Raw genomic sequence first — 12,380 nt, 5'->3', positions numbered from 1 at the left:
AGACAGCGTCCGGCAGCCGTCCGGGGCGTGAACTCGGCAATCGGCAGGGCCTGTTCGGTCGGCACGCCCGGGGAGTTCGACCGGGGCGGGGAGGCCGGGGATCCGCACCGGCCGCACGTCCGGCAGCTCACGCCCGCGCGCCGCCGCTCACGCAGGCGCCTTCAGGGACCGGGCGCCGTGGTGCGGTGGCGCGCGCGGTAGGCGCGGGGGGTGGTGCCGGTGAGCTGCCCGAAGTGGTGCCGCAGTCCGGCCGGGGAGGTGAAGCCGGCGCGGGCCGCGACCGACTCCACCGGGTCGTCGGTGCCCTCCAGCAGTTCACGGGCCCGCTGCAGGCGCAGGCGCAGCAGGTAGCGCTGGGCGCTGAGGCCGGTGCGCGCGCGGAAGCGGCGGTTGAGGCTGCTGACGCTGATACCGGCGTGCGCGGCGATGTCGGCCGGGGTGAGCGGCAGGTGGATCCTGCTGTCCAGCCAGACCAGGGTGTCGTCGAGGCCGCTGCTGTCCGCGAGTCCGCGGTCGATGCCCTCGCGCACGCGTTCCGCGTGGACCACGAGCGGGCTGAGCAGTTCCCGGCAGGTGTCGCCGGCGACCTGTTCGCCGTGGTCCTGCGCCAGCACGCGCAGGCAGACGTCCAGCCCGCCGAAGATCCCGGCCGAGGTGAGGAACGGGCCGTCGCCGACGAGCGTCCCGGCGGGGTCGACCTCGACGCGGGGGTGACGCCGGGCCAGTTCTTCCTGGTGGCGCCAGCCGGTCGTGGCCCGGCGGCCGTCGAGGAGGCCGGTGGCCGCGAGGTCGAACACCCCCGTGCCGACCGCGGCGATCCGGGCGCCGCGCGCGGCGGCGGCGTGCAGGACCTCGGCCGACTCGGTTGCAGGGAGGCCCTGGTGGACGGGTAGGGCTTCGCGCGAGGGCAGCAGGACGACGTCCGCGTCGGCCGCGCCCGCCAGGCCCCACGGAAGGGTGATCGCGGCGGGCGCGGGCAGCCCGATCCTGCCCGGCCCGGGGCCGTCGCCCGCGGCGCACAGCCGGACGTCGTAGGCGACACCGGGGTGGTCGCGGGCCGCGGTGCCGAACACCAGGCCGGGGGTGGTGAGGTGGTGCCCGGGCAGGCGGTCGGGGACGAGGACGGCGATCACTGGCATGGGAGGAGGATATTCCGGGAGGGTTCGGACACGGACGAGGAGGGTGGGAGGCAGGGGCGGGGAACCGCCCGGTGCCCCGGACCGGGATCCGGAGCACCGGGCGGGCGGCGAGGAGGAGCGGGCGGCGGGGAGGAGCTGGCGGCGAGCAGGAGCGGGCGGCGGGGTGGGGCGGGCGGCGGGTCAGCCCTCGTAGGTGCGGATGGTCGACCGGATCCAGCCCGCGTAGGCCGGCACGCTGCTGTAGAGCCCGGGGCCGGTCGAGCAGGTGGGGTCGGTGTCGCCGTCCCCGGACGTGGCGCCGACCAGCTCCCAGCGTCCGCCCCGGCCGCGCTGGATCTGCGGGCCGCCGGAGTCCCCGATGCAGGCCATCGCCCCCGGCACCCGACTGACGGTGCACAGGCGGGTCAGCCCCGCCCGGCCGGGCGAGCACTCGTCGACGGCGCCCCGGCGGGTGTCGAGCTGCTGGAGCCGGTTCGCGAACGCGGCCCGGGTGATGTCCGTGGTGTCGACGACGGTGCCGAAGCCGAGGATCCGGGTGGGCGTTCCGGGCGGGGCCGGCCGGTCGGCCAGCCGGATCGGCGTCTGCGGGGCGGGCCGGTCGAGCCGGACGAGCGCGAGGTCGTTCTCGTTCGGTGCGCCGTCGACGCCCAGCGCGTAGCCGGGGTGGGTCACGGCCCGCTCGATGCCGCGCACCGTGCCGCCGGAGGTGCGGCGGTCGGAGGCGATGCGCACGATGCCGTCGGGCTTCACGAGCCGGGTGTCGACGCAGTGGGCGGCCGTCAGCACCCAGCGGGGGTGGATCAGGGTCGCACCGCAGACGCCGTCGTCGAACTTCAGGTCGGGGACGGTGATCGGGATCGACGCCATGAACGGGTAACGCCCTTCGGCGTTCTGCCCGTTGACGACGGCTTCGGCCGGGCCGGTCATGGTCGCGGCGCTGGCCGCCACGGCCAGCGCGACGGCGACGGTGCGCGCCGCACGGCGCAGGCGGGTACTCGGCTTGGACACAGGGGATCCGTTCGTCAGGCGCGCCGACGCGCGCCGCGGGATGGTCGGAACCGGCTGCCGGAAGGCCTCTGGCCTGCGGCGCCGTGTGCTCCATCCTTCGCGCCGGCGCCGGGGGCCGACAGCAGCACCGGTGTCACCCTGGGCTAAATTCTGGACATGCCAGTGATCGCCGTCCTCGCGCTCGACGGTGTGCCGGGCCACCAGCTCACCGCACCGGGGATCTGTTTCGGCACGGCCGCCCGCTGCCACCCGCAGGTGGACTACGAGGTGCGGTACTGCGCGGCGCCGGGGTTCCGCGGCACCGGCGGCGCGGCCCCGTTCGGGCTGGACACCCCGTGGGGTCCGGAGGGTCTGGCGGAGCTGGGGACCGGCGACACCGTGCTGGTGCCCGGGCACGACGGCTACCTGGACGAGCCGCCGACCGGGGTGGCCGAGGCGTTGCGGGCCGCGGCCGCCCGGGGCTGCCGGATCGGGTCGGTCGGCACAGGAACGTTCACCCTCGCCGCGGCCGGGCTGCTGGACGGCCGCCGGGCCTCCACCGGGCGGCGGCACGCGGCGGAACTCGCAGCACGCCACCCCCGGGTCGAGGTCGACCCGCAGGGGGCGGTGGTGGAGGCCGACCCGTTCTACAGCGCGGCCGGGGTGCTCGGCGGCCTCGACCTCTGCCTCCGCCTGATCACCCTCGACCACGGTGTACCCGTCGCTATCGAGACGGAGCGGCAGGTCTTCCTGGAGCTGCACGGCCCGGCCGGGCCGGCGGGCGGCGGCGCGGTCACCGGGCCGGCGGGCGCGGACGGCACCGACGGCACGGACTGCCCGGACCCGGTGACCGCGCGTGGGGTACCGGGGACGCCCGGACCGGCCGGGTCCGGTCTCGGGCCGACCCTTCGGTGGATGGAGGCCCACCTCGACCGCCCGCTCACCCTGGACGACATCGCCCGGCACGCCGGGCTCACCGTCCGCGGTCTGACCCGCCGGTTCCGGGCGGAGACCGGCCTGCCGCCGCTCCAGTACCTCCTGCGCGCCCGCATCCAGCGGGCGCAGCGCCTCCTGGAGCGCGGGGACGAGCCGGTGGCCCGGATCGCCGCCCGTACGGGGCTGGGGACGCCCGCCAACCTCCGCCATCACTTCCAGCGGTACACGGGCAGCAGCCCGAGCGTCTACCGCAACGCGTTCCGCTCCGTCGTCGCCACCCTGACGTGGTCGCAGGAGGGGGCGGCCGGGAGCGTCGGGCCCGACGCCCCCGGGGAACGCGTGCCGCACCGCCCCTGAGTGCCCGGGCGCGACGGGCCGGGTTTCCGTACTGCCGCGCCCTGCCCACCGCGCCGTTCCGTGCCGCACCGCGCCGCACAACCCCACCCGAGGCCCGTCGTTCACCCTCCTGACGCCGGCCGTCACCGCCGTCGTCCTGGTGTTCACGGTCGCGTACCTGAGGCGCGACGGGGTGACCCGGCCGGACCAGCTGGTCGACGTCCGGCCGCTCCTCGCGGTCCTCGGGTGCTGGATGTCGGTGCGCTCCTTCCGGCGTCGGCGGCGTCCGCTGCGGCTCCGGGTGGGCCCGGCCGGCCTCGCGGTGCGGGAGCGGGGGGTCAGGAGGTGTTCGTGCGCCGGGAACAGCTCTCCGCCGTAACCTGCGGTCCGCTGCCGGGCCGGACGCGGCGCCCGTGGCTCACCGTGTACGCGGTGCCGGGCGCCGAACTCGGGATCCGGCGGACCCATCTCCGGGCCGGCCACCAGGTGTCCGCGCTGCTGCTGCGCCTGGACCGGCTGCCGGACCGGGGCGTGGCCGTCCCCGACGCGGTCCGGGCCTTCGCCGGCCACCGCTACGCCGACTCCGTCCGACCCCGCACCGGCGTCCGGCCGCCCGTCCCCGACCGCCGAACTGTCAGAGGCCGGTCGTAGATTCGGCGCGACCGAGCAGCACCCGGCCACCCACGGACAGGACGCCGAGACCGATGACCTCCCCGACCGCCGACCACGGCACCGCACTGACCGACCGCGTCGTCGCCTCCGTCGAGGCCGATCCGCACCGGCTCGTCCTCGGCTACAGCCCCTGGGTCGGCCCCTGGCTCACGGGCGCTCCGGAGCCGCTGCCGGCCGACGTCCTGGCCGGGATCACCTTCCCCAGCGGGCGCCCGCTCCCGCCCAGCCTGCGGCGCTGGCTGGCCTACGACACGAGCCTGCTGCGCCGGTTCGACTGGTTCGGACCGGAGGGCGACTTCACTCCGCGCCCGATGGGGAAACTCGCCGACGAGGAGTTCGGCGAGCCGTGGGGCTCCTGCTTCGCCGCGCTGTCGGACCGCTTCGACGAATGCTTCCTGCTCCCCGGCGGATCCGACTCGCGCCGTGTCCTGGCGACCGGCGAGCCCGACGCGCACGGCGAGTACCCGGTGTTCGCCCTCGACGTCGACGACATCCCGTGCATCATGCTGATGTACCCGGGGCTGGACGTCTACCTGGCCGACACCGCCGGGCTGATCACCCTCCGGGGCGAGGGCTACTCCGACCTGGCGGACGACCGCACCTACGGCCCGCGGATGCGCGAGCACGCCCGCCACGCCTTCGGCGGGGCACTGCACGAGGAGTGCCTGCCGGACGAGTTCTGAGCCCGCCCCCGCAAGGACGCGGCGATCGCCTGTGCGGTGCTCTTCGGCCTGTTGTGGGCGGCCGAAGTCCGGGTGCCGACCGAGCTCACGGGCGACCTGTCCCCCCTTCGGGAGGAGCCGGTCTCCCGGCATCGACCTGGGGCGGACGTGACCCGTGTCGGGCGCGGTGCCGCGGGTTCGGCGGACCGGGGTGTTGACCGGTCCGCCGAACCCGTCAGCGTTTCGGCCAACTTGGCCGCCCTGTGCATGACACCCAGGCACCCCGTGTATGAACTCGCCGTACACCGATCAAGGGCGAGGGCATGAACATCCCCACAAAGAGTCCCCACCGTTTTGTCTCCGCACCGGTCACCGAAGAACCCCACGGCGAGACCATGCCGCCACGGTTCGCCTACGCACTCGTAGGAGCGGTCACCTTCGGGCTCAGCATCATCGGAGCCGTCAATCTCGCGAAGCGCACCCACGACAGACCAGGGCTGGTGAGCGCCCTGCTGATCGTGACCTGCTGCTTCCTCCTCCAGCTCTACAACTGCCACCCCCGGGCGCTCCGAGCGCCGCGCAAGCACACCGCCTGGCTGCTCAGCCTCCAGGCCGTCCTGACCTTCCTGACCCTGCCGCTCACCGATGTCCTCTCGGGCAGCCTGAGCGGTTTCCTCGGCGGCGCGATCCTCATCGCGCTGCGCGGCAGACCGCTGGCCTGGGCGCTGTACGCGCTCGTGAACGTCGCCCTGCTGGCGCTCTCCACGCGCCAGCACGACGGGCTCGCGCCGATGTACCTCGAACTGTCTTCGCTGGCAGTCGGGTTGCTCACCTACGGCCTGAGCGCACTGTGCGACCTCGTGCACCGCCAGCACGAGGCCCGGCAGCGGGCGGCCTGGATCGCCGTCTCCAGCGAGCGGCTGCGGTTCTCCCGGGACCTGCACGACCTCCTCGGGTACAGCCTCTCGGCGATCACCCTGAAGATCGAGCTGATCCAGCGCCTGGTCGGCACCGACGACGGCCGGGCCCAGTCCGAGCTCCGGGACACTCTTCTGATCGCCCGTCAGGCACTGGCCGACGTACGTGCGGTGGCCACCGGGCCGCAGGCCATGTCGTTGGCCCGGGAGCTGAGAGTGGTGCGCGGGACCCTGGAGACCGCCGGGGTCAGCCTCAGAATCGACGGGCAGCCGCCACAACGGCTCGACGAACAGGTGGGCACCAACCTGTCGATCGTGATGCGGGAGGCCGTCACCAACCTGCTCCGCCACAGCGACGCCACCCGGTGCACGGTCATCATCGCGGAGCGGGCCGGCCGGGTCCATCTGTCGGTGGCCAACAACGGGGTCCGGGCCTCACCGGAGACCGCCTCCGTGCGGCGCGGCATCGGGCTGAACAACCTCCGCGCGCGGCTCGCGCTGAGCGGCGGGACCGTCACCACGACCAGCTGCGGCGACTGGTTCTGGCTGTACGCCGAGTGCCCGGTGCACCCGGGGACGGCCGGCACCGGGGCCGACGGTTCGACCGGGTCCACCGGCTCTGCCGGGTCCGCCGGCTCGGCCGAGGACCCCTGTCAGGCCGCCGCCTGACCCTGGACCGACGCCCGCCCCGGACCGCCCTGCGCCCGGGGCGGGCGGGCCCTGTGCCGGGCCCGGCACAGGGCTCCGGGACAGGGCTCCGACGGGGTTCGAGCGGCATTCGAGGCACGCCTCGAAGACTCGGTGGTCGAAGAGACCCACCGGTACATCGGAGGCGCCGCAGTGGAAGCGCAGCACCGGCTGACGCCGCAGATCAGGCAGTACGAGGACTTCGCGACCGGCGAGATGCGCTGGCTGCCGCACGTGACGTTCTTCAACCGGACGGGCTACCGCTCCTCGACGGTGAACACCGACGCCGGAGGGTTCCGCGTCTCCCACGGGACCGCCGGGCCGGTCTCCCTGCACGGGACGGTTCCCGAGGAACCGGTGGGGGTCGTCCTGGGCGCCTCCCCCGCCTTCGGCTTCGGGGCCGGCGGTGACGCCTGGACGATCCCCTCGCTGCTCGCCCGGGGCCCGCGCGCCCGGCCCTGGCTCAACCTGGCGGCGCCGGCCTTCAACTCCACGCAGGAGGTCCTCCTCTTCCTGCTGCACCGGCACCGGCTGCCGGCGGTGCGCGACGTCCTGGTCTTCTCGGGGCTCAACAACCTCGTGGTGGCCGGTCTGCCGCAGGCCGACGACGACTACCCGCAGTTCTTCTTCTCGGGCGACTTCTTCGGCCAGCTCGGCACGCCCGACCTCGGGCAGCGGCTGGGCCAGCCGGGGTGGGCCCGGGGCCGGCTCGGCCGGGTCGCCAAACGGCTCGGCCGGCAGGACGAGCCTGCGGACGGCGGGACCGCCGTGCCCGACCCCGCCGAGCGGATCGACACCGCCGTCCGGCACGTGGCCCGCGACCTGCGGGCGCTCGCCGACCTGGTGACCCCGCTCGGAGCGCGGCTCCACTACGTGCTGCAGCCCACCGCCGCCTGGACCCGCAAGCCGTTCACGGCCGAGGAGCGGGCACTCATCGCGGAAGCGGGCAACGAGCGCGCGGGCATGTGGAACCTCTTCGCCCCGGTCCTCGACCCGGCCGTGCACCGCGCGTACGCCGAGCGCCTGGCGGCCGTCTCCCAGGAACTCGGGGTTCCGTTCCTCGACGCCAACGCGGCGATCGCGGCGTCACCGGCCGCCGGTGAGTGGCTCTTCGTCGACCAGGTCCACCTCACCGACCGGGGCCACCAGGTGACCGCCGAGCTCATGCGCACCGCGCTCGACCTCTGAGCCGCACCACCCGCCGACCACCTCAGCAGTAGGGAGCCGACCGATGTTCCGGAAGATCGTCGCGCTGTTCCGCCGCCGCCGTCGCAAGCGCCGCAACGACAGCTCCATCTACCCGATGTTCTGATCCCCACGCCCGAACGGAGGTGCGCGGTACGCCATGAGGAACACAGCCGTCCAGCCCGAGCCCGACCACCGCATCCTGTACCTGCGCGCGCTCGACCCCGAGGGGGACCTGCCGCTCCGGCCGGCGGACCTGGAACCGGTGCGGGCGGCGCTCGCCGCCGCCGGCCCGGAGGGCCGGCGCACCGGACAACCTGCCCGCGAACAACCCGCCGGCGATCAACCCACCGACGGGCAAGCGGACTTCGAGGAGCTGACCGGGCTCGCCCGTACCTGGGCGGCCGAGGTCGGCGAACGGTTCCGCAAGGTCCTGTCCGGACCTGACGTCCGCCCGCACGACGGACCGGACGTCCGCCCGACCGGCGGGCCGGACAACGGCGCGGCCGTCCGGTGCGTCCTGCTGAACTGCGCGCCACTGGCCCTGTCCGCCGGTGCGTGGCTCCAGTGGCTGTCCAGCTCGGGCAACGCGGAGACCGAGCTCGCCCTGCGGGTGCTCACCCTGTACGCCGCAGACGTCGGCGTCGGCTACCCGGAGGCGGACCGGGGCTCCGACTACAGCCGCGTCCTGCACCGGCACCGGATCGAGGAGCCGATCGCCCGGATCCGGCTCGCCGCCAACGAGCGGGTCGAGGGCTTCAGCTTCCGGCTGCCCGCGCTGCTGCTCGCCATGAGCCGGCAGCCCGGCGCCTTCCTGCCCGAACTGCTGGGTGCCGACCTCTGTCTGCGGTCGGTCGGCCTGCCGCCCCCGCTCGCGGGGCTCGGACCCGAGGTCCTGGACCGGGACGACGTCCTGGCCCTGGACCTCGGCGCCGCGCGCGGCGAGCCGACGGCCACCGCGCTGGACCTGTCGGCCGCCGCCGCCCGCCAGTACCTGGCGGAGAACGGGCCGGCCGGTGCGGAGCGGCTGCGCCGGGGCTTCCACTGGGCCCTCGGTGAACTGCGGCGCTGGTGCGACGCGTTGCTCGACGAGGCGCTGATCTCCCGGCACCCGGACTACGAGGTGTGGCGGATGATCTGCACCCGGGCCCGGCAGGCCGCCGTCTACCACTCCCGGTTCAAGCTCGCGGGCCGGCCGCTCGGCGCGTGGTTCGCGGACGTCGGCAGCGGGCCCGGCCCGTTCCTCGACGCGCTGGCGGCCAGCCCGCTGGTCCGGCCGGGCAGGCCCGACGCCAGCCCGCTGCTGCGCGGCCTGATCGGTCCCAAGGGTCCGATGTTCCGGATCTTCACACCGGCCGAGATCGCCGTCCTGCGCCGCTGGATCGCCGGTCTGCCGACCGACGGCGCCCCCGGGGCGAACGGCGTCAGGGCGGCGAGCAGTTCGGTCGACGGCAGTTCGGTCGACGGCGGTGCGGCCGAGGGCGCTGCGGCGGGCGACGCGGCGACGGACGGCGACGGCCCCGGCCGACCGGACGACCGCCGGGCCCTGCACCGGGCCCAGCGTTCCTGGTACCTGCACCAGGAGCGTCCGGCCCCGGCGCCGTCCGCCCCCGACGGCGCCCCGCTCCCCCGGCTCGACGTCCGGGCGGCGTACCGCGCGCTGCTCGCCCGCAAGGACACCCCCGGCCTGCGGCGGTACGCGTACGACTACGCCCGCCGCTGGCTGGCCCGGGCCCGCTACGGCCTCGACCGCGCCCCTCAGCAGCTGCCGGCCGCCTGGGCGGGCGAGAACGGCCTGCGGGAGTGGCTGGACCAGGCGCACGACCGGCACGGCACGGAGTTCACCGAGAACCGCGTGCCGATCCCGAGCCGGGAGGAACTCATCGACTCCACGCTCCAGTTGGCACCACTGATCATGATCGACGGCGGCTGGTTGCAGGGGTTCACCGACTACCGGCTGGCCTCCTCCCGCTGCGGCCAGTTCCTCTTTCGCACATACTGGGACGAACTCGGGAACGGCGAAAGGGAGTTGAACCACCCGAAGATCTACCGGGACCTGCTCGCCACGATGGGCGTCGAACTGCCGCCCACCGACTCCGCCGGGTTCGCCGGGTGGCCCGGGCTCCGGGACGACTCCTTCGCCCTGCCGGTCTACTGGCTGAGCGTCTCCCGCTTCCCGCAGCGCTTCCAGCCGGAGATCCTCGGCCTCAACCTCGCCATGGAGCTCTCCGGTGTCGGCGGCAGCTACCGGAGCGCGCGGGCGGCCCTGCGGCACCACGGTTTCAGCACCCAGTTCGTGGACCTGCACAACACCATCGACAACGTCGCCACCGGCCACTCCGCCTGGGCCGCGGACGCGATCGACAGTTACATGGCCGACCTCCCCGGTGTGGTCGGCCCGCAGCAGGAGAGCACCGTCTGGGAGCGCGTCCGGGCCGGGTACCGGTCCCTCAACCCCCCGGAGGGCACCGTGCCCGACCTGTACGCGGCACTGAACGTCACGTTGAAGAAGAGGAATTGAGGAGCTGACCGGTGGCCACCACAGTGCTTGGCATCGCGGCCTACTACCACGACAGCGCCGCCGCGCTGGTCGGCGCGGACGGCATCGCGGCCGCCGCCCAGGAGGAGCGGTTCAGCCGGCGGCGGCAGGACCCGGCCTTCCCCGCGCAGGCCGTCCGGTACTGCCTCGACGAGGCCGGGATGACGCTGGACGACGTCGACGCGATCGCCTACTACGAGGACCCGGCCCGCAAGTTCCGCCGGGTGCTCGCCACGTACGCGGCGACCGCGCCGCACACCTGGAGCTCCTTCCGGGAGGTCATGCCCGCCTGGCTCGGGTGGAAGGCCCGAACCCTGGACACCGTGCGCAAGGAACTGCGCGGGCTGGGGCTGGGCGACGTCCCCCCGGTCCGGCGGTTCGGGCACCACGAGTCGCACGCCGCCTCCGCCTTCCTCCCGAGCCCGTACGAGTCCGCCGCGGTGCTCTGCGTCGACGGCGTCGGCGAGTGGGCCACCACCTCGCTCTGGCACGGCACCGGGGACGGCCTGCGACCGCTCGCCGAGCTGCGGTTCCCGCACTCGCTCGGTCTGCTGTACTCGGCCTTCACCTACTTCTGCGGCTTCAAGGTGGACTCCGGCGAGTACAAGCTGATGGGCCTCGCCCCGTACGGGAAGCCGGTCTACGCACGGCTGATCCGGGAGCGGCTGATCGACCTGAAGCCGGACGGTTCGTTCCACCTCGACACCGACTGGTTCGAGTTCCTGCACGGCCACGTGATGACCGGGCGCCGGTTCGAGGAGCTGTTCGGCGGTCCTCGCCGGGAGCCCGAAGCCGCGCTCACCGAGCGGGAGTTCGACCTCGCCGCGTCCGTCCAGCAGGTGACCGAGGAGGTGATGGTCCGGCTGGCCCGCACCGCCCGCGAGCGGACCGGCGAGCGCCGGCTCTGCCTGGCCGGGGGCGTCGCGCTCAACTGCGTGGCGAACGGCCGGATCGTCGAGGAGGGGATCTTCGACGAGGTCTGGATCCAGCCCGCCGCCGGGGACGCCGGCGGTGCCCTCGGGGCCGCCCTGCTGGCCCAGCGCGCCCCGCGCCGCCACCCGCGGCAGGGCCGGGACGCGATGCGCTCCTCCCGGCTCGGCCCGGGCTTCGACGACCGGCGGATCGGGGCGTACTTCGACGCCCACGCCATCCCCTACACCCGGCTGAGCTCCGAGGAGCTGTCCCGGCGGGTCGCGGACCAGCTCGCCGACGGCAAGGTGGTGGGCTGGTTCCAGGGCCGGATGGAGTTCGGCCCCCGGGCACTCGGCGGGCGTTCGATCCTGGGCGACCCCCGGAACCCGGCGATGCAGTCGGTGATGAACCAGAAGATCAAGTTCCGGGAGTCGTTCCGTCCGTTCGCGCCGATCGTCCTGGCCGAGGACGCGGAGGAGTACTTCAAGCTCTCCCAGCCCAGCCCGTACATGCTGGTGGTCGCCCAGGTGGCCGAACAGCAGCGGCTGGAGTCGGACGGGGACGCCCGGGGCCTGGACCGGCTGAGGACCGCCCGCTCCACCATCCCCGCCGTCACCCACGTCGACCACTCCGCGCGGATCCAGACGGTGACCGCGCAGGCCGACCCCCGGCTGCACCGGCTGCTCGGCGACTTCAAGGAGCGGACCGGCTGCCCCGTCCTGGTCAACACCTCCTTCAACGTGCGCGGCGAGCCCATCGTGGCCACCCCCGAGGACGCCTACCGCTGCTTCATGCGCACCGACATCGACACCCTGGCGATCGGCGGCTTCCTGCTCGCCAAGGCCGACCAGCCGGCCTGGACCGAGGAGGGCGACTGGCGCGACGAGATCCCGCTCGACTGACCACCCGCCCCCGCCGTCCGACCCCCGACCACCCGCCCGGCCCCGACCACCCTCCTCCGCACCACCCGACTCCCGGACTCCGGAAGGACGACCCCGATGGGCACCGCACGTCCCAGCACCGCACGTCCCAGCACCGAACCTCACGGCGCCGAAGCCCGCAGGACCGCACGCACCGACGGCGAACGCCTGGACGCCGCGCGCCGGACCGGCCTGCAGTTGCTGCTCCTGCTCGTCTACCTGCTGGTGTTCACACCGGTGGGGCTGGTCGCCCGGCTGGTCCGCGACCCGCTCGACCGCGCCGTGGACCGGTCCGCCGCCAGCTACTGGATCACCTCGTGACGGAGGGCCGGCGTGCCTAAGCGCAGTGACATCAAGTCCGTTCTGGTGATCGGTTCCGGCCCGATCGTGATTGGTCAGGCGGCGGAGTTCGACTACTCGGGTACGCAGGCGTGCCGGGTGTTGCGGGCCGAGGGTCTGCGGGTGGTGCTGGTGAACTCGAACCCGGC

The 12,380-nt window shown here is 74.3% G+C and carries 10 protein-coding genes; 8 read left to right on the top strand and 2 right to left on the bottom strand.

Features of this window, described 5'->3' with window-relative positions; all coding sequences use genetic code 11:
* Positions 1 to 161: 161 nt before the first annotated feature.
* Together ACFWIC_RS35650 and ACFWIC_RS35645 are read right to left on the bottom strand one after the other, a co-directional pair.
* Positions 162 to 1,139 (bottom strand): GlxA family transcriptional regulator, encoded by a 978-nt coding sequence (locus ACFWIC_RS35650; protein WP_380521090.1) that lies wholly within the window; start codon positions 1,137 to 1,139, stop codon positions 162 to 164.
* 180 nt (positions 1,140 to 1,319) lie between these two features.
* Positions 1,320 to 2,147, bottom strand: coding sequence for a S1 family peptidase (locus ACFWIC_RS35645; protein ID WP_380363323.1), 828 nt, complete (start codon positions 2,145 to 2,147; stop codon positions 1,320 to 1,322).
* A gap of 156 nt (positions 2,148 to 2,303) precedes the next feature.
* On the opposite strand from ACFWIC_RS35645, the gene ACFWIC_RS35640 reads away from it, so the two are divergent.
* The 8 genes from ACFWIC_RS35640 to ACFWIC_RS35605 all read left to right on the top strand — a co-directional run bounded on the left by ACFWIC_RS35640 (position 2,304) and on the right by ACFWIC_RS35605 (position 12,213).
* Positions 2,304 to 3,419 (top strand): GlxA family transcriptional regulator, encoded by a 1,116-nt coding sequence (locus ACFWIC_RS35640; protein WP_380521088.1) that lies wholly within the window; start codon positions 2,304 to 2,306, stop codon positions 3,417 to 3,419.
* A 411-nt stretch (positions 3,420 to 3,830) separates the two neighbouring features.
* A complete protein-coding gene (locus tag ACFWIC_RS35635; RefSeq protein ID WP_380521087.1) occupies positions 3,831 to 4,049 on the top strand; it encodes a hypothetical protein in 219 nt (72 codons plus the stop codon).
* Between the two features lie 53 nt (positions 4,050 to 4,102).
* A complete protein-coding gene (locus ACFWIC_RS35630) occupies positions 4,103 to 4,753 on the top strand; it encodes a hypothetical protein (protein ID WP_380521086.1) in 651 nt (216 codons plus the stop codon).
* A 302-nt stretch (positions 4,754 to 5,055) separates the two neighbouring features.
* Positions 5,056 to 6,318, top strand: a complete 1,263-nt coding sequence (locus ACFWIC_RS35625) for a sensor histidine kinase (RefSeq protein WP_380521084.1) — start codon at positions 5,056 to 5,058, stop codon at positions 6,316 to 6,318.
* Between the two features lie 171 nt (positions 6,319 to 6,489).
* Positions 6,490 to 7,524, top strand: a complete 1,035-nt coding sequence (locus tag ACFWIC_RS35620; protein WP_380521081.1) for an IopA — start codon at positions 6,490 to 6,492, stop codon at positions 7,522 to 7,524.
* 157 nt (positions 7,525 to 7,681) lie between these two features.
* On the top strand, positions 7,682 to 10,042 hold the full coding sequence (locus ACFWIC_RS35615) for an iron-containing redox enzyme family protein (RefSeq protein WP_380521079.1): 2,361 nt from the start codon (positions 7,682 to 7,684) through the stop codon (positions 10,040 to 10,042).
* A gap of 11 nt (positions 10,043 to 10,053) precedes the next feature.
* On the top strand, positions 10,054 to 11,874 hold the full coding sequence (locus tag ACFWIC_RS35610) for a carbamoyltransferase (protein ID WP_355408049.1): 1,821 nt from the start codon (positions 10,054 to 10,056) through the stop codon (positions 11,872 to 11,874).
* 96 nt (positions 11,875 to 11,970) lie between these two features.
* Positions 11,971 to 12,213 (top strand): hypothetical protein, encoded by a 243-nt coding sequence (locus tag ACFWIC_RS35605; protein ID WP_380363707.1) that lies wholly within the window; start codon positions 11,971 to 11,973, stop codon positions 12,211 to 12,213.
* The last annotated feature ends 167 nt before the right edge of the window (positions 12,214 to 12,380 follow it).

Origin of the sequence: Kitasatospora sp. NPDC127035, from assembly GCF_042726075.1 — a bacterium.
Classification (GTDB): Bacteria; Actinomycetota; Actinomycetes; order Streptomycetales; family Streptomycetaceae; genus Kitasatospora.
Note: the sequence above shows the minus strand (reverse complement) of the source record. Positions and strands in the feature narration are given on the sequence as shown.

What these genes read in the sequence shown, in the direction of transcription:
- ACFWIC_RS35650 (WP_380521090.1), bottom strand. Translation starts at nt 1,139, where the DNA reads ATGCCAGTGATCGCCGTCCTCGTCCCCGACCGCCTGCCCGGGCACCAC.
- ACFWIC_RS35640 (WP_380521088.1), top strand. Translation starts at nt 2,304, where the DNA reads ATGCCAGTGATCGCCGTCCTCGCGCTCGACGGTGTGCCGGGCCACCAG.
- ACFWIC_RS35630 (WP_380521086.1), top strand. Translation starts at nt 4,103, where the DNA reads ATGACCTCCCCGACCGCCGACCACGGCACCGCACTGACCGACCGCGTC.
- ACFWIC_RS35625 (WP_380521084.1), top strand. Translation starts at nt 5,056, where the DNA reads ATGAACATCCCCACAAAGAGTCCCCACCGTTTTGTCTCCGCACCGGTC.
- ACFWIC_RS35615 (WP_380521079.1), top strand. Translation starts at nt 7,682, where the DNA reads ATGAGGAACACAGCCGTCCAGCCCGAGCCCGACCACCGCATCCTGTAC.
- ACFWIC_RS35605 (WP_380363707.1), top strand. Translation starts at nt 11,971, where the DNA reads ATGGGCACCGCACGTCCCAGCACCGCACGTCCCAGCACCGAACCTCAC.